General features: G+C 60.7%; 18 protein-coding genes. 7 read left to right on the top strand and 11 right to left on the bottom strand.

Going from position 1 to position 23,624, the window contains the following annotated elements; translation table 11 throughout:
- Positions 1-33: 33 nt before the first annotated feature.
- Positions 34-927: a LysR family transcriptional regulator gene (locus T31B1_RS06005; protein WP_353248532.1), complete on the bottom strand. Its 894-nt coding sequence runs from the start codon at positions 925-927 to the stop codon at positions 34-36.
- A gap of 101 nt (positions 928-1,028) precedes the next feature.
- Between T31B1_RS06005 and T31B1_RS06000 the strand changes: the two genes are divergently transcribed.
- Positions 1,029-1,898: an SDR family oxidoreductase gene (locus T31B1_RS06000; protein WP_353248531.1), complete on the top strand. Its 870-nt coding sequence runs from the start codon at positions 1,029-1,031 to the stop codon at positions 1,896-1,898.
- 486 nt (positions 1,899-2,384) lie between these two features.
- Here T31B1_RS06000 and T31B1_RS05995 read toward each other — a convergent pair whose 3' ends face one another.
- Positions 2,385-3,242 (bottom strand): hypothetical protein, encoded by an 858-nt coding sequence (locus tag T31B1_RS05995; protein ID WP_502950917.1) that lies wholly within the window; start codon positions 3,240-3,242, stop codon positions 2,385-2,387.
- A 311-nt stretch (positions 3,243-3,553) separates the two neighbouring features.
- Positions 3,554-5,566 carry a DUF2075 domain-containing protein gene (locus T31B1_RS05990; RefSeq protein ID WP_353248530.1) on the bottom strand — a complete coding sequence of 671 codons (2,013 nt, stop codon included), beginning with the start codon at positions 5,564-5,566 and terminating at the stop codon, positions 3,554-3,556.
- Between the two features lie 213 nt (positions 5,567-5,779).
- Between T31B1_RS05990 and T31B1_RS05985 the strand changes: the two genes are divergently transcribed.
- On the top strand, positions 5,780-6,700 hold the full coding sequence (locus T31B1_RS05985) for a nuclease-related domain-containing protein (protein WP_353248529.1): 921 nt from the start codon (positions 5,780-5,782) through the stop codon (positions 6,698-6,700).
- A gap of 228 nt (positions 6,701-6,928) precedes the next feature.
- On the opposite strand, the gene T31B1_RS05980 is transcribed toward T31B1_RS05985, so the two are convergent.
- From T31B1_RS05980 to T31B1_RS05965, 4 genes are all read right to left on the bottom strand, one after another.
- The gene (locus T31B1_RS05980) at positions 6,929-8,467 is read right to left on the bottom strand and encodes a tetratricopeptide repeat protein (RefSeq protein ID WP_353248528.1); all 1,539 of its coding nucleotides are present in this window, start codon (positions 8,465-8,467) and stop codon (positions 6,929-6,931) included.
- A gap of 59 nt (positions 8,468-8,526) precedes the next feature.
- Positions 8,527-9,564 (bottom strand): protein kinase domain-containing protein, encoded by a 1,038-nt coding sequence (locus tag T31B1_RS05975; protein WP_353248527.1) that lies wholly within the window; start codon positions 9,562-9,564, stop codon positions 8,527-8,529.
- 38 nt (positions 9,565-9,602) lie between these two features.
- On the bottom strand, positions 9,603-10,805 hold the full coding sequence (locus T31B1_RS05970) for a ribonucleotide-diphosphate reductase subunit beta (protein ID WP_353248526.1): 1,203 nt from the start codon (positions 10,803-10,805) through the stop codon (positions 9,603-9,605).
- A 191-nt stretch (positions 10,806-10,996) separates the two neighbouring features.
- Entirely contained in the window at positions 10,997-14,056 is a 3,060-nt protein-coding gene (locus T31B1_RS05965; protein ID WP_353248525.1) for a ribonucleoside-diphosphate reductase subunit alpha, read from the bottom strand.
- 503 nt (positions 14,057-14,559) lie between these two features.
- Here T31B1_RS05965 and sixA point away from each other — a divergent pair.
- Positions 14,560-15,069 (top strand): phosphohistidine phosphatase SixA, encoded by a 510-nt coding sequence (gene sixA / locus T31B1_RS05960; RefSeq protein ID WP_353248524.1) that lies wholly within the window; start codon positions 14,560-14,562, stop codon positions 15,067-15,069.
- Between the two features lie 19 nt (positions 15,070-15,088).
- Entirely contained in the window at positions 15,089-16,207 is a 1,119-nt protein-coding gene (locus T31B1_RS05955; protein ID WP_353248523.1) for an FAD/NAD(P)-binding protein, read from the top strand.
- A 384-nt stretch (positions 16,208-16,591) separates the two neighbouring features.
- On the opposite strand, the gene T31B1_RS05950 is transcribed toward T31B1_RS05955, so the two are convergent.
- From T31B1_RS05950 to T31B1_RS05940, 3 genes are all read right to left on the bottom strand, one after another.
- Positions 16,592-17,746, bottom strand: coding sequence for an NAD(P)/FAD-dependent oxidoreductase (locus T31B1_RS05950; RefSeq protein WP_353248522.1), 1,155 nt, complete (start codon positions 17,744-17,746; stop codon positions 16,592-16,594).
- A gap of 63 nt (positions 17,747-17,809) precedes the next feature.
- Positions 17,810-17,977, bottom strand: coding sequence for a rubredoxin (locus T31B1_RS05945; protein ID WP_037335711.1), 168 nt, complete (start codon positions 17,975-17,977; stop codon positions 17,810-17,812).
- 144 nt (positions 17,978-18,121) lie between these two features.
- On the bottom strand, positions 18,122-19,294 hold the full coding sequence (locus T31B1_RS05940; protein ID WP_353248521.1) for an alkane 1-monooxygenase: 1,173 nt from the start codon (positions 19,292-19,294) through the stop codon (positions 18,122-18,124).
- 141 nt (positions 19,295-19,435) lie between these two features.
- On the opposite strand from T31B1_RS05940, the gene T31B1_RS05935 reads away from it, so the two are divergent.
- From T31B1_RS05935 to T31B1_RS05925, 3 genes are all read left to right on the top strand, one after another.
- A complete protein-coding gene (locus T31B1_RS05935) occupies positions 19,436-20,089 on the top strand; it encodes a TetR/AcrR family transcriptional regulator (RefSeq protein WP_353248520.1) in 654 nt (217 codons plus the stop codon).
- Between the two features lie 47 nt (positions 20,090-20,136).
- On the top strand, positions 20,137-21,585 hold the full coding sequence (locus tag T31B1_RS05930; protein WP_353248519.1) for an aldehyde dehydrogenase family protein: 1,449 nt from the start codon (positions 20,137-20,139) through the stop codon (positions 21,583-21,585).
- Positions 21,586-21,774: 189 nt separating this feature from the next.
- Positions 21,775-22,467 (top strand): hypothetical protein, encoded by a 693-nt coding sequence (locus tag T31B1_RS05925; protein WP_353248518.1) that lies wholly within the window; start codon positions 21,775-21,777, stop codon positions 22,465-22,467.
- A 214-nt stretch (positions 22,468-22,681) separates the two neighbouring features.
- On the opposite strand, the gene T31B1_RS05920 is transcribed toward T31B1_RS05925, so the two are convergent.
- Positions 22,682-23,566 (bottom strand): phosphoribosylaminoimidazolesuccinocarboxamide synthase, encoded by an 885-nt coding sequence (locus tag T31B1_RS05920; RefSeq protein ID WP_353248517.1) that lies wholly within the window; start codon positions 23,564-23,566, stop codon positions 22,682-22,684.
- Between the last annotated feature and the right edge of the window lie 58 nt (positions 23,567-23,624).

Raw genomic sequence — 23,624 nt, 5'->3', positions numbered from 1 at the left:
ACGCACGGAAACCGGCGGGCAAGCATGGGCGGCTCAGGCATCGATATACGCCGCGAGCTCATCCGGCGTGCCGTTCGGGAATGCCTCTTTCAGATGCGCCACGAACGCCGAGACACGCGCGCTCAGAAACCGGCGGGACGGATACAACGTCCAGAGCGCGATCTCCGGCGCGTCCAGCTCGCCCCATTGCACCAATCGGCCGTCGGCCACATCCCGGCTGGCCAGCGACAGCGGCAGACACGCCGCACCGGCCCCCGCGCGTACCGCGTCCCGAACCATCAGCATCGATGACAGGCGAAGAATCGGCTGAACCGCGATAGACGACGGGCCGCTCGTGGTCACCACGTCCCACGTATCGCGCGTGTCCTCCTGACCGCGGACCACCACCGGCACCGCGTCGTCGCCGGCGGGCCGAGCGACCGCCGGGCTCGCCACCACGACCAGCCGGTCGCGCATGAACACGCGGCCGACCAGGCGTTCCTGCGGCGCCGGGTTGATACGAATCACCAGGTCGTAGGTCTCCTCGACCATATGAACCGCCCGATCCTCGGTGGTGATCTCCACCCGCACCTCGGGATACTTGAGCGCGAACTCGGCGGCGAGTTTGCCGAGCGCGACATGCGAAAAGAGCAACGGCGCGCTGATGCGTAGCCGCCCGCGCGGGCGCTGGCCCCCGGCGCTGATCGCGGCCGTGCTTTCTTCCAGATCCGCCAGCAGCGCGCCTGTTCTCTCATAGAGCGCCTGGCCTTCCTCGGTCAGCTTCAGGCGGTGGCCGCCGCGTTCGAACAGGCGCAGATCGAGGCTGGCTTCCAGCTCCGCGACACGCCGCGACAGCGTGGCTTTCGGGCGCGATGCAGCGCGCGCCGCCTTGCCGAACCCGCCGTGCCGGGCCACGAGGTTGAAGTCGGCAAGCGCAAGCAGATTCATGTGTTCCACCAGTGAGACAGAGCGTCCAAATATAGCGTCTATCGCTACGAAATCGAGCCCGTAGACTTCAAATCGTTCCTCAACACACCTCGGAGATTCACATGACCATCCTCATTACAGGCGCTACCGGCCGCGTCGGCCGTCAGGTTGTCGACCAGCTGGTCGCACGTCAGACCGATGTCCGCGTTCTCGTACGCGACCCGTCGAAAGCGACATTCCCGGCCGGCGTCGATGTCGTGCAGGGCGAGATGCTCGATATCGATGCGATGCGGCGCGCCTTCACCGGCGTATCCACCTTGTTCCTGTTGAATGCGGTGGCCGGCGACGAATTCACCCAGGCCCTGATCGCCCTCAACATCGCCCGCGAGGCCGGCGTCCAGCGCGTCGTGTACCTGTCGGTGATTCACGCCGAGCGTTTCGTGAACGTGCCCCACTTCGCGGTCAAATCCGGCGCCGAACGCATGATCGAGCAGATGGGCTTCAGCGCCACGATTCTGCGCCCCGCGTATTTCATCGATAACGAAATCATGGTCACGGATGTCATCCGTGAGCACGGCGTATACCCGATGCCGATCGGCAGCAAGGGCGTGGCCATGATCGATGTGCGCGATATCGCCGAAGTCGCCGCCCTCGAACTGATCCGCCGCGACCAGTCACCGGCCACGCTGGCAAGCGATACCATCAACCTGGTCGGCCCCGACACGCTCACCGGGTCGGACATCGCCGCGATCTGGTCCGACGTGCTCGGCCGTTCCATCGCCTATGGCGGCGACGACCCCACCGGCTTCGAGCAGAACATGGCCCACGTCATGCCCAAATGGATGGCCTACGAAATGCGTCTGATGGCCGAGCGCTATGTCAGCGACGGCATGGCCCCGGAAGCCGGCGACATCGAGCGACTCACCACGCTGCTGGGCCGGCCGCTGCATTCCTACCGCGACTTCGCCGACCAACAGGTGGTCCCGAATTGATCAGCCGCTTCGGCCACCCCGACTAATCGAACGCGTACCGGGCGCCAACCACCGCCCGCCCTTGGCCAAGTCAGTTCGCTTGGTTAAACGACGAGGCGCCGCACCCGCGGCGCCTTGCACATTACAAGACCCGACTTAGCGTGCGGCTCCAAGCGACGCAAGACTTTTCAAACGCTGTCGCCTGAGCCATCGTCGTTGCATTCTCGCTCAGGATTAATCGATCGCACCAATGTCGAACGCAGTATTTACCGCTTCTGAAAGTTCGATCTACGACGACCTTATAGAAAGCCACTACCACTTCCCGGCCACTTACCGTCGGCAAGTCGAAGCCGCGGTCGGCGATTGGATTGTTTATTACGAGCCGCGGCCTCTCCTGAGTGGGCAGGCGCGCGCCAACTCGCGAATTAAATATACCGCCCCCGGATCAGAACGGATCAGAACGGATCAGAATTCAAATATGCAGTCGACGGATTCTGGATCGCGCTTTCATTCGTCGGACGATCTCAGAATTGCAGACGATTCGAGTAGAAAAAGTTCGTTAAGCGCGAGGAACTCAGTAACATCAGCTGGGCGAGGGCCATCGTCAATAGCCCTCGGGTTATGCATTCTCGGGTTTCTATACATACCGAAAACAGCCTCAAAAAGCTTGGCTCTAGCGATATGTTCCGCAGTGGGCAATTCGCACCCCCAATAGAGGCTAGATTGAACGCCTTGAAATACAGCGGAAAACAAACCGACACCTGACTTTTCTCCTCCACCTATACGGGCTTTAACTTGCGCTTCTAACCGTCGGTAGCCCTCTATCAAAGCCCCGTCTGGATCAACACTAAAACGCAATGCCAGGTCTTCAATCCGCTTATCTACGCCAGCCAAAGGAAGGCGTGACGGGAACAGCCTTGCGAAGTCGATAGGCAATTCTTCGTAATCGCCTTGGATCGCTAGTATGTAGTCGTAAATTCGGCGGGGCCAAATAGGGGATGCGCATTCAATGGAAGATATGTCGCTATATGTGAGAGCGGTATGCTCAAAACGAAACATTAGTGCACTCGATACTTCAACCTCTTCGATTTCGACGCCAAAGAACTCGAATAGCCTAAAGGCCGCCACCAAGCCGCGCGGCCCTTCTCCGGAATACCCTGAACGAAAACCCACGGCTATGGCAATTCGATCAGATTCATTTATTTCCAACAAAAAACCGTGTTTATCCCCCCGTGTTACTAAGTAAGCGAACCGAATTCGATCACCATAGTGGATAAGTCGAGCAAGCGCCTTCAAACACGACTGGGTTGAGCCAGAAGTGCCGTGGTACTCGATAATTGCGATCTTCTCCAAGTCCACTTTCAACCCGACTATTCCTTTTCACGAGAGCAATGAATCAACGCCGCATCACACACAATACAACCCCTGACGCCAGATCTACTTACAAACTTTCTGTGCAACGAGGTTGGCTCTCGAGTCAAATATACTGCTCCCTGATCGAGAATCAGCACCGATCGACTCGAGAATTTCTAGCGATGGGCATCTTCATGGGTTATCGCGGGCGGCTTTTAAGCTATACGGCTACCGCTGTCTCGCACCAAATTTAACTATTATTTAGCAGCTACCTGTTGGTTGTCTTACGCGATCAGCGTATACACCTCTGCTGAGAGAAGTATCTACCCCGTTTCGTACAAAGTTGGAATACCGGCCGCCCGCAAATAGCGGTACGTTTCGTCGTAGTAAGTGGGCTCCCGCGTTGGATCGTCGACATCGCCTGGCGGCACAAAGATCGCCATACCTTGGCGAGCGCGTGTGAGTAACACGCGGTAGGCGTTCAACAAATAACGCTGACGCTCTCGCTTATGGGTTTTGGTCCACCGTGAGCCGCGAAAGCCATGATAGCTCCAATCATCGTTGACACGGCGGAGGTCCGCGTCCCAGGTCATACACACCCAATCCAACTCCAGACCTTGGATATGGAACTCGGTTGCCACGTCTTCCAAGTAGTAGCTCGAACGCGTATCGCGCGCGTCGTTCAGAAACCAATGAACCGGATCAATATTCACCCGAATATCGACGGCATGCGGTTTCATTCGATGGGCCTGCGACGAAGCGACCAAGCCGAATCGCTCATTCCCCCGCGCCTTTTCGCGAACCCAACGTTTTGCGGCGTCGAGATCGCGCGTCACGACAATCGGATACCGTTCAATAAGGGTGGCAGCGATCTCGTGCGCCGTGCCGGGCTCAGAGTCGAGTAACGCTTTGACGAACGCCGAGAGATTCTCGGCGCGAAACGATCGCATCGACACCGCTAGATGCAGGCTTTCTACGGTAAGCAGCTCGCGCTGTTTGGCGAGGTTTTCAAGTGCGCCGCCGGCTGCGTATTCGCGATCGGTCAGCTCTGGCGAAATATAGATCTGCCAGTGCGGAAAGCGGTTATAAAGCGATTCGAGCCAGCCGGCGATCCCGTCCTCGCCCGTATTAATTTCCTGCCCGCCGCCGACTAGACATACGATCACCGCCCAATCTGAGTGGCGGTCCATATAGTCGATTAGAAACTCAGGCTCGGATTGATCAAAGTTCGCAATCCCTTTTCTCCGCGCCATAAAGCTCGACGTACGATCTTGGTTCCATGCCCGCTGGGCCTCATCGAAGATCACGACGTGATCATGCGGCGGCGTTTCACGATCACGAACGCCTTCATCACGAAAGTGATGCACGTTTTGTATAAACGGCTTCACCTTCTGTTTCACCGCCCCCTTACGAACCGGCTCGCCACGCGCCTTAGCCCGAGCTACCTCATCGCGGGTGAGTGCTTCTTGCAAGACCATCACGAGCGGGCCATTGCCGGAAAGGAATACCGCGTGGGTAGGCGCGTCGATATCTCGACGCCTTGTTGCCACGTCGAGCCCCACGAGCGTTTTGCCCGCACCGGGCACGCCGGTAACGAACACAATCGATTTCGTTCGATTCGCCTGCGACTCCAGAATTATTTGATCGACTCGTCCAGAGGTCGCAGCAAGGTTCTTGGCGCCGGCATCATTACGCGCGATCGCATCTACGGAATGCTGGGCGTATAACGCTTGTGCCGCTTCAACAATGGTCGGCGTCGGTTGATACGCAGAGATAGCCCAACGGCGTGTATCGATTGAACCAACGCCTCGGCTAGCGAGCGCCTCATCGATCAAATCAGCTAAACCATTAACGCCACTGCATGCGGGAGGTCGTACGCCGTCAGCGTGCGTCGGCTGCCATGTTTGGTCGCTATGGGCCGCCTTCGTCGCGACGAGAACAGGAAAAATATCCGCCGTGTGGCTGCCGGCGTGGAAATTCTTAAGGTCCAGCCCGTAATCCCACGTCTGGTTAATATCGCCACGATGAAATCGATCGGCGCCGCATTTAAATTCCAGTACGAATAAGGCGGTATCGATGATGACGACCGCGTCGATACGGCTTGCCAGTCGCGGCACCGCGAACTCAAGATAAATCGCGCCTTCGCGCGCTTCTAGCAGCGTTCTGAGAATGCCAATCTCTTCGAGATAAGCGTTCTTCTGCGTTTCCTCGAGGTCTATGCCAGCCGATGCCAGCTGGCCGAGCACAGCGTTCGGTGGCGCCGAACAAAACTCGCGAATGCTCGCACCGTAATAAGCAGGTATCCGGCTTGCCGCATACGGCATGGACGCTTCCAAGTCAGGATCCCCCAGCACAATACATCGCCAACCATCACTCGCAAACGCTTCAAACCTAACAGGTCATAGCTGGCAAATTTTGGATACCGCCCAAGTGTTGCTCTGCAGCCAACCTGCCGATAACAGAAAAAGGGCTAGCGATCGTCAAATCGAGGCGAATAGAGGCACTTTGCCCGCTCGCCCGATAATCATAACGACATAGCGGGGGTTCGAATGATTACTCAGTTTGGAGTGCTTGCAGGCGCACTGGCGATCATTTCACCGCCGTTCTTTATGGTGATAGTCCAACTTCGTTGGAATGAATACCAGGATAAACGAACCGGCCGGCGCCACCCGCTTACCCGCGGTATGCTTCGCCCGCCCGGCCACGAGCTTTCGGAGAAGCGTCGCTCACATGGCATGGATGCCATGTACTGCTTGGCGTTAGGTCCACTATTCGGGTTTATTACGCTGGCGACAGCGTTAGGCATTCCTTATTTCAGGAACGAGCCCGTCTCTGATTTTCTCGTCGCTCTCGCGATCATCACGGTACTGGCCGCCTCAATCTACTCAGGCTTTAGATTACGGCGGATCTTTCGTGAGTTACAGGCCTACCGCCTCGGCTGGGAGGGCGAAGTCGCAACGGCCGAAGAGCTCAACAAGCTCATGCGCGACGGCTTCGAAGTGTTCCACGACCTACCGTGCGGCCGGTTTAATATCGATCATGTTGTGATCGGCCCAACAGGCGTATTCGCCGTAGAAACCAAAGCGCGCTCAAAGCAAAAGCGCAGCGATACGGCAGAAAATGACTACACCGCCAGATTCGACGGCCGGACAATCAACTTCGCAGGCTGGCAGGATCGTAAATGCCTCGAACAAGCCAAACGGCAAGCGCAATGGCTGAGCGAATGGCTTAGTTCAGCGACGGGAGAGCCGACGGTAGCAACGCCTGCCATCGCGATCCCGGGCTGGAAAGTAGATCGGGTCAAAGGCTCAAATCAACAACCAGTCCGCGTATTTACGCCCCGCGAGGCGAAAAGCTTAGTACGTACGCCTACGGCACAGCCTCTCGACCACGCGGCTATAAAACGTATAACGCATCAAATCGAGCAGAAGTGCCGACAAGATCTCGTTGAGAAGACCGGTAAGAAGTAAGGCTTCTGGTACAGAGCTATACCGGCCGCGAGTAATGTGTGGCGATAGTAGCCTGGCTCTACGCTGGACTACATCCACTGATTGAGCTGAGCTGAGCGGGCCGCTTGTGAGCGAGTGTCGCGCATACCAACTCGCGAATTAAATATACTGTCCCCGGATCCTGCTATTGGCCACTGTCGCCGGATCCAAGCCGTACGGGCGGCGTCGACCCGGATCGGCAAGCGTGGTCTATTCAGGCGTCTCCGACGGCGGCAGTAGGATAGAGTTATGATCCCGGAGTTCAACAGTCACAGGGTCCGTAGGGTCCGTAGAGTCCGTAGAGTCCGTAGAAAACTCACCTAAATTGGCGTTCACTAGTCGATTATGCATAGCCAAAATTTCGGGCTCATCTGAGGCTCTAATCTGTTTATCAGCGCCTTCTAGTATCTTCTCGCCCAACCCGGAGCCACAATGCTTCTCCTCTTGAGCAAGATGAACTATAGCCAATGCGACGCCTCGTTTATCATTCCGCGCCCTCAACTGCCGAATTGCAAGCTCGTAATTTTCGCGCCCCGCTGCCAAATTACCTAGCCTGAAATTTATAAGCCCCGTAGTAGCCAGTAATGAGTTTCGATCTTGCGATTTCAGATCTTTAAAATTTATACTTTGGAAAACATCCAAAGCTTCATTTAGCCGACCCTGCTGACATAGGCAAACCGTCAAATTATTTTTTAACGTTATCGATCGCGGATTCGAGCTCAACCCTCGTCTAGAAAACTTTTCGCTAATTAAAGGATCGCCCAACGCGACCGCGGCGATATATGAACCAATCTCGGCCGGCCTGCTTGAGAAAACCTCGTCATTTTGCCAAAGCTCACATTGCTCGAGCGCTTTATCCCACTTGATCTCTTCAGCATATTCCAGCGTTTTAGCCTCGTAAGCGCCTGGTAAGTCTAACAGCCGAAGATCAAAGTCTAAATCCAGACCTTCGGACCGGCCCCATATCGCCTGGGCGACGCTGTTTTCTGTAGGATCAACGAGACTTTTAGCAAAATGTTTTCTGGATTTTTTTCTGGCACCTGACTCCAGCTCAACAGATGCGAGGGCGCTTTCCAGTTCCGATACATGGAAAGACGAATAATTTCCACTCGAAACTATTTTCTTTGCCAAACCAACCAGTTTAGAGGTTCTTTGCATTAGTTGGGACACTGCCAACTCAGGAGCAACCAACCACGGGTCTTTCTTAATCAGACGATGGTTAGCTAAAACATGTTTTGCTCTTCCAAAATCGCCTACGTGAACGAAAAATCGAACTGCCGATCGAGTTATAAACCTATCTTCTGGAGCCAACATCAAAGCCGTTAGGATCTCGCGCTCAGCCTGTTCAGACGCACCGACTGAAATGTGCGCCCGAGCAAGTTCAGCCCAAATAAAGGCATTCCTGGGATAGTTTCGAGTTGCCTTCCTGTAGTTTTTTATTTGTGCCCGCGCATCCCCGATGGTTTTGGATGCTAATGCTTGGCCATTTGTTAATAACGAACCGTCCAAAAAGGCCCGCAGCAAGTTCGAGACGGCTGTATTCGTTTCACGAAGGTCGATTAGCTGGTGAACCACTTCCTCTGGAACGTGAAAATCCCGAGAAAATAACCCGCTACCGACGACATCTATCGCGTGCGATTGGGTCGGCTCATTGCGCCACGCATCTAACTTCGAATTATGCTCAGCAACCGATAATACTACTTGCGGACCCGCGCTTCGAGCTGGAGTGAGCTCTTTCGATAGCTCCATTGCTTCCTTAGATCGCCATCTAGGAAGTAAACGGCGTTCACTGTCGCCTCGATTTATGCTCATTTATTGCGAAGAAACAATTCGGATTTTTTAGCGAGTCGGTCGAAAATACTTATGTAACGCTGAAGTGAAAACTGAACAGCGAGTGGGCGGCCTAAGCCCGGCTTCCCACGCTTTTCTGGCTCCACGTTGCAGAGCTCATCCAAAACTGATTGCAAGTCCCCTCTGATCGTTGGATGCGCATTAGATAAAGCGTCATTCAAAATTGCATCAACCAGATCGCTGATATGCGGCTTGATCGCTTCGTACCCGTATGGCCATTCATTAAATGAATAACCTACGGGTAGGCGACTCAGAATCTGTTGCGTTAGTCCAACGCCGGAGATCAGATGGACTACCAGACTACCTAAAAGATACATATCGCAGCCGATGCGACGCACGAACCATTCGGGATGCACGTACCCATACAAAAGTTCCGGCGGCGCGTATGTTAGATCACCAGCAACAGTTAAGCGTTCATGTTGAAATACCGGTGTCCCTAATCTAGATGACCTGCCGAAATCAGCAATTTTAGACCCGTCCGCAACATAATAAAGTACGTTACTTGGCTTTAAGTCCAGATGGGCAATTTTTTCTTTATGGACTTGCCAAAGACCGCTGGCAACATTATGGGCGACGCGTAAAGCCCAAGCTAGCTCGAAATTTTCATCAAATAAAACCCGATGGTGGAGATTTCCATCAGCTAATTCAAAGATAAGAAATTGGACGACCTCTCCAGTGTCGGGGAGAACCAAGCGACCATCGTCTATAGCAATTGCGACTCTTCTAAGTCGAGCATTACGACACGCGCTCAATATGTCTCTTTCGAAATTAAACGCGGCAGTTAATTCCTGCAATTTTCTCGCAGGGTCAGCTTCATTCGGGTCAACCAAGAAATCGATAGCCTTAAGAAACCCTTTCACGCCATCGTCTTTCTCCACGATATAACCCGTGGAAAAATTTCCGCCTGATTCACCTACCTTTTTCTCAAGTCTCTCAACTACCGTCCAGCATCCATTAACGCGTTCACCTACAAGGCGTTCGGCTGGGCGGCTCATGACATCTCCTAGAAAAACTCTCTAACCCGACCGTCTGATCAATCCCAGCTCAACGCCCCACCCGACTGATACTCAATCACCCGAGTCTCAAAGAAGTTCTTCTCCTTCTTCAGATCCATCATCTCGCTCATCCACGGGAACGGGTTTTCCGCGCCGGGGTAGAGTTCGGCCAGACCGATCTGTGAACAGCGGCGGTTGGCGATGAACTTCATGTATTCGTCGAACATGCTGGCGTTCAGGCCGAGCACGCCGCGGGGCATGGTGTCGTGGGCGTATTCGATTTCCAGGTGCATGGCTTCGTCGATCATGCGACGGGCTTCGGCCTGGAACTCTTCGGTCCAGAGGTTCGGGTTTTCGATCTTGATCTGGTTGATCACGTCGATGCCGAAGTTCAGGTGCATGGACTCGTCGCGCATGATGTATTGCATCTGCTCGGCGGTGCCGGTCATCTTGTTGCGGCGGCCGAAGCTCAGATACTGCACGAAGCCGGCATAGAACCAGATGCCTTCGAAGATCACGTAGAAGGCGATCAAGTCACGCAGGAAAATCTGGTCGTTCTCGTGGGTGCCGGTCTGGAAGTTGGGGTCGTTCAGGCTCTGGGTGTACTGCATGGCCCAGGCGGCCTTGTTGTGCACGCTGGGCAGCTCGCGGTACATGTTGAAGATCTCGCCCTCGTCGAGGTTGAGGCTCTCCACGATGTACTGGAAGGTGTGACCGTGCACGGCTTCCTCGAAGGCTTGGCGCAGCAGGTACTGGCGGCATTCGGGGTTGGTGAGGTGCTTGTACACGCCGAGCACGATGTTGTTGGCGACCAGCGATTCGCTGGAGGCGAAGAAGCCGAAGCCGCGCTTGAGGATGGTGCGCTCGTCTTCGGTCAGCGCCTCCGGGTCCTGCCACATGGCGATGTCGGCGGACATGTTCACTTCCTGCGGCATCCAGTGGTTGGCGCAGGCGTTGAGGTACTTCTCCCAGGCCCAGGTGTACTTGAACGGCACGAGCTGGTTGACGTCGGCACGGCAGTTGATGATGCGCTTGTCGTCCACCGAGACACGGTCGCCGCCGAGCTCGACCTGTTCCAGACCGGTGACCGCTTCGGCCGGTTCGCTGCTGTGGCTGGCCGGCGCTTCGGCCTTGTCGAGCGCGAACGGATCGGGCGTGTCGCCGGCCGGGTTCGGGTTCGACGTCGTGGCGTGGTCGCGGTTGGGAATGCCCTGGCGCGGGGTGTCTTCGAAGTCGAGCATGGTGTCGTTCCTTCCTTGGAATTCTTTATTTGCGGCGCCGGTGATGGATCACGCGGCGGCTTTTGATGATCTGGCGCGTCTTGGCCACGCGGTGCGGCCGGCTCGCCCCCGTTACGGGGCGGGCCGAGCCGTCGTGGGCTGCGCTATCGTTGAAATCGGACATGACGATTCGTGAATAGCCGGCCTGCCGTTTACTGGCAGGCCTCGCAGTCCGGATCATCGATGGCACAGGCCATGGGTGCGGTCGGCTGGCCGGCCGGCGCGGGCGAGGCCGCCGAGGCCGTGGGCCGGGCCGACGGCTTGGGCGCTTCGCTGGCCGCACTCGCACCGTTCGATGCCGCATTGACCGCCTGACCGCCGCCGTTGCTCGCACCACCCGTGACCGAGCCGCCGGCACCGGCACCGCCGCCGGAGCCCTTGCCGCCGTTGCCGACCGCGTTCAGGCGATGATCGGTGATCGTCGACTTCTCGGTATGCGTGGCACTGGTCGAACGCAGGTAGTAGGTGGTCTTCAGGCCTTTCTTCCAGGCGAACTTGTAGAGTTCGTCCAGCTTGCGGCCCGACGGTTCGGCCATGTACAGGTTCAGGCTCTGGGCCTGATCCAGCCATTTCTGGCGACGCGAACCGGCTTCCACCAGCCAGCGCGGGTCGATTTCGAAGGCGCATTTGTAGAGCACTTTCAGGTCGTCCGGAATGCGGTCGATGCCCTGCACGCTGCCGTCGTAGTACTTCAGATCGTTGGCCATGACCTCGTCCCACAGGCCGAGCGCCTTGAGGTCTTCCACGAGGTAGGGGTTGGCCACGGTGAACTCGCCCGACAGGTTCGATTTGACGTACAGGTTCTGATACGTCGGCTCGATGGACTGGCTCACGCCGGTGATGTTGGCGATGGTCGCGGTGGGGGCGATGGCCATGCAGTTGGAGTTGCGCATGCCCACGCTCATGACGCGTTCGCGCAGGGTTTCCCAATCCAGCGTGGCGGTCTCGTCCTGATCGAGATACTCGTCGCCGCGGTTTTCACGCAGGATCTTGATCGAGTCGATCGGCAGGATGCCCTGATCCCACAGACTGCCCTTGAAGGAGCTGTAGGCGCCGCGCTCTTCGGCCAGGTTGGTCGAGGCCTTGATGGCGAGATAGCTGATCTGCTCCATGGAGCGATCGGCAAACTCGACGGCCTCGTCCGATTCGTAGGGCAGCTTCAACTTGTACAGCGCATCCTGGAAGCCCATCAGGCCCATGCCGACCGGACGGTGACGCAGGTTGGAATCCCGCGCGGTCTTCACGCTGTAGTAGTTGTACTCGATGACGTTATCGAGCATGCGCATGGCGGTGTTGATGGTGGCTTCGAGCTTCGCCACGTTCAACTCGCCGTTTTCAATGTGCTGCGGCAGGTTCACCGAACCCAGGTTGCAGACCGCGATTTCCTTGCCCGGCGAGGTGTTGAGCGTGATCTCGGTGCACAGGTTGGACGAATGCACCACGCCCTTGTGCTGCTGCGGGCTGCGCAGGTTGCACGGGTCCTTGAAGGTGAACCACGGGTGGCCCGTTTCGAACAGCAGGCTGAGCATCTTGCGCCACAGGTTCACGGCCGACAGCGTCTTGACGTTCTTGATCTCGCCGCGGGCCGCCTTTTCCTCATAGCCGACATAGGCTTCTTCGAACGCCTTGCCGGTCAGATCGTGCAGGTCCGGCACGTCGTTGGGCGAGAACAGCGTCCACGGCTCGTCGTTGAGCACGCGCTTGACGAACAGATCCGGGATCCAGTTCGCGGTGTTCATGTCATGACACCGTCGACGGTCGTCGCCGGTGTTCTTGCGCAGGTCGAGGAATTCCTCGATGTCCTTGTGCCAGGTTTCCAGATAGGCACAGACCGCGCCCTTGCGCTTGCCGCCCTGGTTCACGGCCACGGCCGTATCGTTGACCACTTTCAGGAACGGGACCACGCCCTGGCTCTTGCCGTTGGTGCCCTTGATATGGGCACCCATGGCACGCACCGGCGTCCAGTCGTTGCCGAGGCCGCCGGCGAATTTCGACAGCAGCGCGTTGTCCTGGACCGCTTCGTAGATGCCGTGCAGGTCGTCGGCCACGGTGGTCAGGTAGCAGCTCGACAGCTGCGGGCGCAGCGTGCCGGAGTTGAACAGCGTCGGCGTGGACGACATGAAGTCGAAGCTCGACAGCAGCTTGTAGAACTCGATGGCCTTTTCTTCGCGCTCGATCTCGTTGATCGCCAGGCCCATCGCCACGCGCATGTAGAACGCCTGCGGCAGTTCGAAGCGCTTGGATTCGTGATGGATGAAGTAGCGGTCGTAGAGCGTCTGCAGGCCCAGATAGGTGAACTGCAGGTCGCGATCGGCGATCAGCGCCTGGCCGAGACGGTCCAGGTCGTATTCCATCAGGTCCGGGGCGAGCAGTTCATGGTGCACGCCGCGGGCGATGAAGTCCTTGAAATACGACGGATAGCGTTCGCGCATCTCGGCGTGGGTCGCGTATTCGACCTGGCCGTCGGCGAGGAAGGTCAGCGCTTCATGGCGCAGCTTGTCCATGAGCAGACGCGCGGCCACGGTGCCGTAGTTGGGCTCGGCTTCCAGGCGCTGACGCGCGGAGAGCACCAGCGCGGTGGACAGCTCGTCTTCGGAGATGCCGTCGAAGGCGTTCTTGAGCGTGTCCTTGAGGACCTGCTCGGCGGTCACACCGTCGACGCCGGCACAGGCTTCGTCGATGACGCGCGACAGCCGGTCGCGATCGAGCGCGCGCGTGGTGCCGTCCTTGAAGGCGACATTGATATCGGCCATGCCGGCGGTCTCGGCGCCGCCCTTTTCGGCCTGCTTGGCCGCGCGCTCGTGGGCCCGCTCTTCACGATAGAGTACGTAGGAACGCGCGACCTTGTGCTCGCCCGAGCGCATGAGCGCGAGCTCGACGTAGTCCTGGATATCCTCGATATGCACCGCGCCGCCGCCGGGCAGGCTGCGGGTGACGCCCTGGACGACCTGGCGGGTGATGTCCTTGACCGTCTCGCGGATACGGCTGGAGGCCGCGCCCTGCTGGCCTTCGACATCGATGAAGGCCTTGGTGACCGCCAGCTCGATCTTGGAGCCGTCGAACGGCGTGACCTTGCCGTTGCGGCGGATGACCTTGTAGCCGCCCGGCGCGGTGGCTTCGATGCTCGCGCCGTAGCCGCCCGACTGTTCGGACGACTGGCCGCGCACCGAATCGCTCGCCTGGGCGCGCTCGGATACCTGTGACTGTTGCATGTGCTCTCCGCGCTGAACGGCCCGTTGAAGCAACGAACGAACCGGAAATTGTGACCCCTGAACCCGCGACACGAGGGTGTGTCCCAGCGGGTTGCCCACAAACTCTACCCCACTAGATGCTGTGGTCAAGCGCCATTTTAACCCCCTATCGGGACTATATGTTGTGGTCGCGCGTGGACAAGCAGTGCACAACACTGTGGATAAACTCGGGCTTGAACCGCCCAAACCCGCATGGGGCAAAGGTTGGCCGGTCTGGTCAGTCTTTCACCGCCGCGGTGGACACTTGTCTATGAGGCCGGCGCAGCGCGCGTCGGCCTCGTGCGCGGCTCAAACCCAGATTGGTCTACCGCCTGCCGATTTAAACGTTGCTACACAGCCGTTTGGGCCAGGCCGAGCCGTGCGGCCGGATCACGATTGTTTTTTTCGTCATACGGCCGCGTTTTCATAGTCCCGAACCTCGCAGGGCGCTGGCCGGCGAGCCGTATCCAAGCGACAATCGGCTCATGGACATCATCGTTATACGTCACGGCATCGCGCTGGAAGCAGAAGACGCCGAGCGCCTGGGGCTGTCCGACGCCGAACGCCCGCTGACGCCCAAGGGCCAGCGACGCACGCGTGCCGCCGGTATCGGCCTGCGGGCCACCCTGGCCGGCGCCCGTATCGACGACCTGGTCGTCAGCCCGCTTCTGCGCGCTCGCCAGACCGCCGACATCCTCGCCGGCTATCTGGACGACCCCACCATCGAGGAAGCGGACGTCCTGGCTCCGCCTGTGGATATGCAGGCGCTGGATGAATTCCTGCACACCCACTTCGGCGACCGACGGCTGGTGCTCATCGGCCACGAACCGGACCTGGCCACGTGGGTCTCCTGGAGCCTGACCCGGCGCCGCGACCGGCTCATGGCGTTCAAAAAGGCCGGTGCGGCCATGCTGGAATTCCCCGGCCCGCCCGAGGGCGGTACCGGCACGCTGCGCTGGCTGCTCACCGCCGAGCAACTGCGCGCCCTCGGCTGACTCCCCGCCGGACGTTTCCATGCTGGACTGGCTGATCGTCGGCGGCGGCCTGCACGGCCGCTTCGTCGGCGCCGCATTGACCGACGCCGCGCCGGGCGCCGAGATTGCCGTGCTCGACGACCAGCCGCCCCTGGCGGCCTGGCGCCGCCGCGCCGATGCCTGTGGCATGGCGTTCCTGCGCTCATCCGGCGCGCATCATCTGGGCCAGCGCGCCGACAGCCTGCGCCGCTTCGCCGCCCACCGCGGCTTCGATGCCGGCCATCGTCTGGGCTACTACCGGCGGCCTTCCCGTGCGCTGTTCGAAGCCCATGCCGAACAGGCCACGACCGAGCCGCCCACGCTCGTCGGCCGCGCCGTTGCAGTCGAGCCCGCAGGCGGCAACTGGCGGATCGCCACCGCCGCAGGGACGACATTGACCGCCCGCCGCGTGGTACTCGCGCTGGGGCCCAACGCCCCCTACCGACCGCCCTGGGGCGGGCCGGCCGAACATGTCTTCGACGCCGGCTTCGATGCCGGTCGCGGCGCCAGCGATGCCCGCGTGGCCGTGATCGGCGGCGGGATCACCGGAGCCCAGCTCGCCCTGTCGCTGAGCGAAGCCGGCCGCACGGTGTGCTGGGTGACCCGTACCGCCCCCAGGGCCGCCGATTTCGACAGCGACCCCTGCTATGCCGGCGCCAAATGCCTGGCACCGTTCGCCCGCCAGTCCACCGCCGCCCGCAGCGACTCGCTCGCCCGCGCGCGACTGCCCGGCACCCTGCCGCCGGATATCATGGCCCGGATCGCCGCCGCACTGGCCGCCGGCACGATCGCCTGGCGACGCGGCGAGATCGCCACGCTCGACGACGCCGGCCTGCGGCTGGTCGACGGCCGCCGTATCGAGGCCGATCGCGTGATCCTGGCCACCGGGTTCGAACAGCACGCCCGCGCCGACAGTCTGCTGGGCGCGACGATCGCGCGCCTGGATCTGACCACCGACAAGGCCGGCCATGTCCGGCTGAAAGACACCCTGGAAAGTGCGCCCGGTCTGCATATGACCGGGCGCCCGGCGAGTCTTCAACTCGGGCCCATGGCCGGCAATATTCGCGGCGCGCGACTGGCCGGGCAGCGGTTGCTCCAAGTGATACTGCCCCGCGTTTGAGTGTGGCTGCCTGGCCGACCGGGCAGGATTGGCAACGGCCGCAAGGCGAAAACCGTGCCGGTGGCGCTACCGCGTGGAAGCAGAGCCTGAATCGACTCGTGGGTGCCTGAGGGTTTTCCGATCGCGCTCCAAAGCCTTCACTCGAGCAGGCGGGCGGACTTGAACCTGGGCTTTCGCACGGCTGTACGGGTGATGTTCTTCGCTTGTCCAGACGAAACGGCGTGGCATGGCGCACGAAACCAAAGCGCCCTCGAACTCGCGGGTGCCGAAAAACTTGCGGCTCGACCCGGCCGATTTCTGGACCGGCGAACGCGCCGACGCGCGCTCAGGCGTGGCCCACCCGGCCACCGGCCGGCCGGGCATGAGCCCTTGCCCGCAACCGCATCACGCCATTAACGGCGGGGCGTCCTTGAGATAGTCACGACGCTTGTTGGTCGCCTCGCCGACCAGACAGAAGCCGAGCAGCTCGCCGTCTTCGCCGACAAATCGTGCTTCCAGATTGGGCGCCTTGCCCTCGATCTGCCATTCGCCGTGGGTCGAAGACGGCGGATAGACGATCACCGGGCAGATATGCGTCTTCACCATGATCGGCAGGGTCGGATACTTGACCTGTCCGGGCGTGTCGCCCTCGCTGCCGGCCAGGGTCTTGCCGAGCGTGCGGGCGCACTGCATGAGCGGGCCCACATACGGCCGCCAGTGGCCATCGACTTCGGCACAATCGCCCAACGCGAAGATATGTGGGTCGGAGGTACGCAGGCTGCGATCGACCTGGATACCGCGATCGGTCGCCAGACCGGCCTTTTCGGCGATATCGGTGCCCGCACGCAGGCCCACGGCCGAAAGCACGACATCGGCCCGGATGGTGTCGTCGTTGTCGAGCACGACCTCCAGCTGTTTGCCGGACTCGTGCACGCCGGTGGCGGCATGGCCGAGATACCACTCGACGCCGGCCCGGTGCATCTCCCGCGCCAGCGCCTTGCCGCAGTCTTCGGGCACCAGTTGCGACAACGGCCACTCGGCCGGATCGGCGACCGAGACCTGATAGCCGGCCTCGATCAGGTCGTTGGCGAATTCACAGCCGATCAGACCGGCGCCGAGAATCGCAATATGCCGAGCGTCGCCCAGATTGCTCCGGAAGGTGCGGTAGTCGGCCAGGTTGTTGATCTTGTGGATCGACTGGGTGGCATCCCCCGACAGCTTGAGCACGATCGGGTCGGCGCCGAAGGCCAGTACCAGCTTCGAGTACTTGAGCGTTTCGCCGTTGAGCTGAACCTCGCGGGCCTCGCGGTCGATCGATTCGACCTGTCGATGGGTATGGATGGTCGCATCCAGCTCGGCGGCCATCTCGTCGACATCCTTCTTGATCAGATCGTCGGGCGCCTGGTTCTTCGCATGCGCTTCGGACAGATCCGGCTTGTAGTAGCTGGCCCCGTCGTCACGGGTGACGAACACGATCGGCGTGTCCTTATCGTGCTTGCGCAGTTCGCGGGCGGTGCCATAACCGGCCAGGCCGGTGCCGATGATGAGGATCGGGTCCATACGTTGCCTATGCTTGACGGCGACAGGTCGACCGGAGGCCGACACGATTCGCTCGAATCAGATTCAATCGACTTCCATCATTTCGAAGTCGTCCTTCGGAGCGCCGCAGTCCGGGCAGGTCCAGTCGTCGGGGATGTCTTCCCACTTCGTCCCGGGCTCGATGCCTTCATCGGGCATGCCTTCGGCTTCGTCGTATTCGAAACCGCAGACGATGCATTGCCACTTCTTCATGAACAGTCCCTTGATTGCGCTGATTCGTTGGTGCCAAAAAACGGGCGCTGCCGAAACAGCGCCCTGGGTCGGCCTAAGGCTACCAAAAGCCGGCCATGGCAGCGATGAATACGCGCGCCGACCGGGTTTCGATGCCGGGGCCTATCACCTGCTGTGCGGCGGCGGATACCGGCGCAGCAGGCGCTCGCGATGGGCAGGCGCCAGATTGGCCTGACGCAGATCGCCGTCGTAGTGGGCGAGCACCCGCTTGTCCATCACCCGCCGCCATAGCGGCGGGAAATAGGCCAGCACGATCATGCCGGCATAGCCGGTGGGCAGTTCCGGCGCCTCGTCGAAATGCCGCAACGACTGGTAGCGCCGGGTCGGATGGGCGTGGTGATCCGAATGACGCTGCAGATGGAACAGCATGATGTTGGTCACGATATGGTCGTTGTTCCACGAGTGTTCGGGGCTGCAGCGCTCGTAGCGCCCGTCGTCGCGCTTTTTGCGCAACAGCCCGTAATGCTCGGCGTAGTTGACTGCCTCGAGCAGCGAGGCCCCGAGCACGGCCTGGACGATCAGGAACCCCAGCAGCCCCAGGCCGAAGATTGCCAGCAGCGCGCCCCAGAGTACGAGTGTCATGGCCCAGGCCTGGAGCACTTCATTATGGACGCTCCACACGCTGCGCCCTTTGCGGGCCAGCGTCGCCTTTTCGATATGCCAGGCCGAACGCACGCTGCCGACGACCGTACGCGGCAGAAACGACCAGAACGTCTCGCCCATGCGGGCGCTGGCCGGATCCTCGGGCGTGGCCACCTTGGAATGGTGGCCACGATTGTGTTCCACATAGAAATGGCCGTAGGCCACCGGCGCCAGGGCGATCTTGGCCAGCCAGCCTTCGAGCCGGGTGCGCTTGTGGCCCAGTTCGTGTGCGGTGTTGATCGAAATCCCCGACAGCATGCCGATGGTGGTCGTGAACCCCAGCCACTCGGCCACGCTCAGGGGCTGGGTGCCCACGATCGCGGCCGCGCCGATGAACAGCCCCATCTGCACCACGACATAGATATACGTGGAATAGCGGTAGAACGGATCGTGTTCGAGGATATCGAGCACACGCTCCGGCGGGTTGCTGCTGTCCTTGCCGATCAGCAGATCCAGCGCCGGGACGATCACATAGACCATCAGCGGGCCGGCAAAGATCATCCACGTCACGCCCAGCGCCCAGCCACCGAGCGCGACCGTGGCCACGATCAGAATGATGCCGAAGCCCATGGGCCACAGCCAGCGTTTGCGATCGTGGGCGCGGGCCTGGGCCAGCGTCATGGTGTCGGTCGTCATCGTCCACCTCCTTGCACGAGATTGCCGGCCGGGCCGACGTCTTTTGTTACATTGACGAATGACATAATATTCATTGACCGACCGGTCAGTCAATTACGCTGTGGTATTTTGCATGCTCTCGATCTCCTGCCGAACTGCTACATGGCACAACGTGCGCACTCCGTTCGCCCCGGCACCCGTGAACGCGTCCGGGAGACCGCCTTCAAGCTGTTCGGCCGTTTCGGCTACGACGGCGTGTCGATGATCACGGTGGCCCGGGGCGCACGCCTGACCAAGCCGGCGCTGTACTGGCACTACGACAGCAAGGAGACGCTGTATGCCGATTGCATGCGCGAGCTGGTGGGGGTGTTCGAAGAGCACGTGTTCGCCGCGGCCGCCGAAGAGACGGACGCGGTGGAAGCGATCTTCGCCCTGTTCGCCGGGCTGGAACGGCTCGTGGACGACCCGCGGCTGGCCGAGGGTCTGGCCGGGTACTGGCTCAAGCCCAGTACCGCGCAGGTCACTCAGGCTCAGGCGGTACAGGACGAATTCGAGGCAGGCGCCGAGCAGGTGATCGAATCCGTGCTCGAACGTGCCCGCGCCGACGGCGCGCTGACCGTGGAAGGCTCGACCCGTGACATCGCGCGCGCGTTCATCTCGCTGATGGAAGCGATCGTGTTGCCGCTGGGCAAGCGCAGCAGCTCAGACCACCGCCGCATGGTCGCGGTGCTGGCACATATCTTCTTTCAGGCGCACGCACGTACACCGGCACTGGCCAGGCGTGCGGCGGGTCTGATTGAAACCGTGGACGACTAGCGTCGGCCGCTCGCAAGAAAAGCAATCATGCAATCGGAGGATCGACCATGAGCACCGCCGCCCAGGATATTGCCCCTGCCGAGGCTGACAGCGCCGAAACCCGGCGTCTGTTCGACGCCCAGCGCGTCCGCGCACTGAGCTTGCGCAACACCACGGCCGCCGAACGTATCGACAAGCTCAAGCGTTTGCGCCAGCTGATGTACGACCGGGCCCAGGATATCTACGACGCCTGCCATGCGGATTTCGCCAAGCCGGCCCCGGAGGTCGACATTACGGAAATCCTGCCGGTCGTGATGGAGGCCAATCATGCCATCCGGCATCTGAAATCCTGGATGAAGCCCGATCGGAAGCGGCCAACCCTGTTGATGTTCGGCACCTCTGCCGAAGTGCGCTACGAACCCCGCGGCGTGTGTCTGATCATCTCGCCCTGGAACTACCCGATCAATCTCTCGCTGGGGCCGCTGGTCTCGGCGATCGCCGCCGGCAACACGGTGATCCTCAAACCGTCGGAGATGACGCCGCACTGTGCCGACCTCATGGCCGGGCTGCTGGCCGAAGTGTTTTCCGAAGACGAAGTCGCCGTGGTCCAGGGCGCGGTGGCCACGTCGCAGCATCTGCTGGAACTGCCCTTCGACCATATCTTCTTTACCGGCTCGCCCGCGGTCGGCCGGATCGTCATGCGCGCGGCCGCTGAGCATCTGGCCTCGGTGACCCTCGAGCTCGGCGGCAAATCGCCGGTGATCGTCGACAAGACGGCCGATATCAAGCATGCCGCGACCAACCTGGCCTGGGGCAAGTTCGCCAACAATGGCCAGACCTGTATCGCGCCCGACTACATGTATGTGCACGCCGATATCGTCGATGCCTTCGTCGAGGCCACCCGTGCCGCGCTGGACAAGCTCTACGGCAAGCGCGAACAGCTCACCGACAACCGCGACTACTGTCGTATCGTCAACGAACGCCATCATGCCCGTATCCAGGCGCTGATCGACGACGCCACCGATCGCGGTGCCCATCTGGCCATCGGCGGCGGCACACCGACGGTCGCCGCCGACAACTATATCGGCCCGACCGTACTCACCCACGTGGATGCCGAGTCGCGCGTGCTCGAAGAAGAGATCTTCGGGCCGGTGCTGCCGATCGTGCCTTATACCGATCTCGACCGGGTGATCGCGGCGATCAACGCCAAGCCCAAGCCGTTGGCGCTGTACGTGTTCGCGCGCGACAAGGGCGTCATCGATCGCGTGCTGGACAACACCTCGGCCGGCGGCTCCTGCGTGAACCACTCGATGGTGCAGTTTCTGCACGCGAACCTGCCCTTTGGCGGAGTGAACAATTCCGGCATCGGCAACTCACACGGCCACTACGGCTTCAAGGCGTTCTCGCACGAGCGGGCGGTCGTACGCGAGCGCTTTTCGCTGGCCTGGATGTTTCTGCCGCCGTACAAGGGTTTTACCCGCTGGTTCATTCGTTTTGCAGTGCGCTGGCTCAACTGAACAGGGCCCGACAGGCCATGTCGGCTAAAGCGAGCCGTTGTCAGGGACCTGCATCGAACCGGACCCGTGCGGCATCGATCCGCCGCGCGAGTTAAGCTGAGCCGCGCCCTGCCCGCGACAACACCATAGCGCCGGCGCAACGCCACTCTCGGGCTTCGCGGCTCGACCATCAACACCAGGCCATTCGTGATGAAAAAAGGGCTCGTACTCGCAATCGTCGTTCTGCTGATCGCCGGTGCCGGCTACTGGCTGATGGCATCGCCGCCGGCGAGCGCGCCCGAACCCAACGCCGTACCTGCAACCCAAGCGCCGGATACGAACACTGCAACACCGCCCGCCGAGGCGGGCCAAAGCGCGCCCGAACCCAATGCCGCGGCCACCGATCGGACTTCGCCGGACGAAGGCGAACGCAGCGCGGACAACGCCAAGGCACCGCCACCCGCGCCCAAGGATTTCTGTGCACGCGACTTCGCCGATATCCAGGCGCGCGAAGACGATGCTCAGGCGCTGGCGGCCGCCGGCGGCTTGGTGCATATCTTCGAACGCGAAGCCCAGCTGGCCGATCCGTACGGCTGTGCCGATTTCTATCTCGAACACGGTCTGGATATCGATGCCGTCGACCCGCGGCCCGATCATGACCGGCTCACCGGGTTGTTTTTCGCAATCAAGCGCAACGACCCGAAGATGGTCCATTTCATGATCGATCACGGCGCGGATCTGGATAAACGCGCCGGCAGGAAAGACACCAAGGCGCTGGGCTATGCGTATTACCTGGCGCTTCAGGACCAGCGCATCAACCGCAACGAAGTGATCGGCATCCTGGACAGCACGCTGACCGAGCAGAGCGCGGCCGCGACGGCCGGGGACACATCCCGGCCCTAATCCATACCGGAGGCCGAAACGCCTTGCGCCGGCGCGCGGGCGACACCGGTCACGCGCCGCGGCTGTCGCATGACCGTACGCCGCGGGCGTGCTGGCGCCCGGTGTCGAGCCGCGCCGATGACCCGCGGCGAGTCGAGCCGCCGATCAGGCCATAGGGCGATGCAGGCGCCCATCGAGGCAACGCCGCCGATCGGCGACGCACTGCGGGCTGCGCTCACCCCCCGGTCAGGCGCTCGGCGGCTTCACGGTACTTGGCCGCGGTGTTGTCGATGATCGGCTGCGGCAACCGCGGCGCCGGCGCGGTCTTGTCCCAGTCCAGTGTTTCCAGATAGTCGCGTACGTACTGCTTGTCGAAACTGGGCGGGCTCATGCCGGTGGCATATTCGTCGGCCGGCCAGAAACGCGACGAATCCGGGGTGAGCGCCTCGTCGATGAGCACCAGTTCGCCGGCGCTGTCGATACCGAACTCGAACTTGGTGTCGGCGATGATGATGCCGCGTTCGCGTGCATATGCCGCAGCCCGCTTGTAGATCGACAACGTGGCATGGCGGATCTGGATCGCGCGCGACTCGCCGACCAATTCGATCACGCGATCGAAATCGATCGCCTCGTCGTGCTCGCCGGCCGCGGCCTTGGTCGAGGGGGTGAAGATCGGGTCGTCCAGTGCGTCGGCCTGTGCCAGCCCGGCCGGCAGTTCAATGCCCGAGACTCGGCCCGTCGCCTGATAGTCCTTCCAGCCCGAACCGATGATATAGCCGCGCGCGACCGCCTCGACCGGCAACGCCTCGAGCCGGCGGACCACCATCGAACGGGTGCCGACCTGGTCGATCTCGGCGGCGGTGAGGATATCGTTGAGCGGGATATCGGCCCGGTGGTTGGCAATATCGTTGGTGAAATAGTCGAACCAGAAGTTCGACAGGGCGGTGAGCACCACCCCCTTGCCGGGGATCGGATCCGACAGGATCACGTCGAACGCCGACAGGCGATCGGTGGTGACGATCAGCAGATGGTCGTCGCCGATGGCGTAGACGTCGCGCACCTTGCCGCGCATCACCAGATCCAGGCTGGACAGATCGGATTCGAACAGGGTGTCGGGCATGTCGCGGGCTCGGCCGGAGAATGAATCGAGACGCTCGATTCTAGCAGCCGCAAGCCCG

The sequence above is a fragment of the Salinisphaera sp. T31B1 genome (assembly GCF_040361275.1).
Lineage (GTDB): Bacteria > Pseudomonadota > Gammaproteobacteria > Nevskiales > Salinisphaeraceae > Salinisphaera.
The sequence above is the reverse complement of the archived record's forward strand: the minus strand, read 5'-3'. Positions and strand labels throughout refer to the sequence as shown.

What these genes read in the sequence shown, in the direction of transcription:
- T31B1_RS06005 (WP_353248532.1), bottom strand. Translation starts at nt 927, where the DNA reads ATGAATCTGCTTGCGCTTGCCGACTTCAACCTCGTGGCCCGGCACGGC.
- T31B1_RS06000 (WP_353248531.1), top strand. Translation starts at nt 1,029, where the DNA reads ATGACCATCCTCATTACAGGCGCTACCGGCCGCGTCGGCCGTCAGGTT.
- T31B1_RS05985 (WP_353248529.1), top strand. Translation starts at nt 5,780, where the DNA reads ATGATTACTCAGTTTGGAGTGCTTGCAGGCGCACTGGCGATCATTTCA.
- T31B1_RS05980 (WP_353248528.1), bottom strand. Translation starts at nt 8,467, where the DNA reads ATGGAGCTATCGAAAGAGCTCACTCCAGCTCGAAGCGCGGGTCCGCAA.
- T31B1_RS05975 (WP_353248527.1), bottom strand. Translation starts at nt 9,564, where the DNA reads ATGAGCCGCCCAGCCGAACGCCTTGTAGGTGAACGCGTTAATGGATGC.
- T31B1_RS05970 (WP_353248526.1), bottom strand. Translation starts at nt 10,805, where the DNA reads ATGCTCGACTTCGAAGACACCCCGCGCCAGGGCATTCCCAACCGCGAC.
- T31B1_RS05965 (WP_353248525.1), bottom strand. Translation starts at nt 14,056, where the DNA reads ATGCAACAGTCACAGGTATCCGAGCGCGCCCAGGCGAGCGATTCGGTG.
- sixA (WP_353248524.1), top strand. Translation starts at nt 14,560, where the DNA reads ATGGACATCATCGTTATACGTCACGGCATCGCGCTGGAAGCAGAAGAC.
- T31B1_RS05955 (WP_353248523.1), top strand. Translation starts at nt 15,089, where the DNA reads ATGCTGGACTGGCTGATCGTCGGCGGCGGCCTGCACGGCCGCTTCGTC.
- T31B1_RS05950 (WP_353248522.1), bottom strand. Translation starts at nt 17,746, where the DNA reads ATGGACCCGATCCTCATCATCGGCACCGGCCTGGCCGGTTATGGCACC.
- T31B1_RS05945 (WP_037335711.1), bottom strand. Translation starts at nt 17,977, where the DNA reads ATGAAGAAGTGGCAATGCATCGTCTGCGGTTTCGAATACGACGAAGCC.
- T31B1_RS05940 (WP_353248521.1), bottom strand. Translation starts at nt 19,294, where the DNA reads ATGACGACCGACACCATGACGCTGGCCCAGGCCCGCGCCCACGATCGC.
- T31B1_RS05935 (WP_353248520.1), top strand. Translation starts at nt 19,436, where the DNA reads ATGGCACAACGTGCGCACTCCGTTCGCCCCGGCACCCGTGAACGCGTC.
- T31B1_RS05930 (WP_353248519.1), top strand. Translation starts at nt 20,137, where the DNA reads ATGAGCACCGCCGCCCAGGATATTGCCCCTGCCGAGGCTGACAGCGCC.
- T31B1_RS05925 (WP_353248518.1), top strand. Translation starts at nt 21,775, where the DNA reads ATGAAAAAAGGGCTCGTACTCGCAATCGTCGTTCTGCTGATCGCCGGT.
- T31B1_RS05920 (WP_353248517.1), bottom strand. Translation starts at nt 23,566, where the DNA reads ATGCCCGACACCCTGTTCGAATCCGATCTGTCCAGCCTGGATCTGGTG.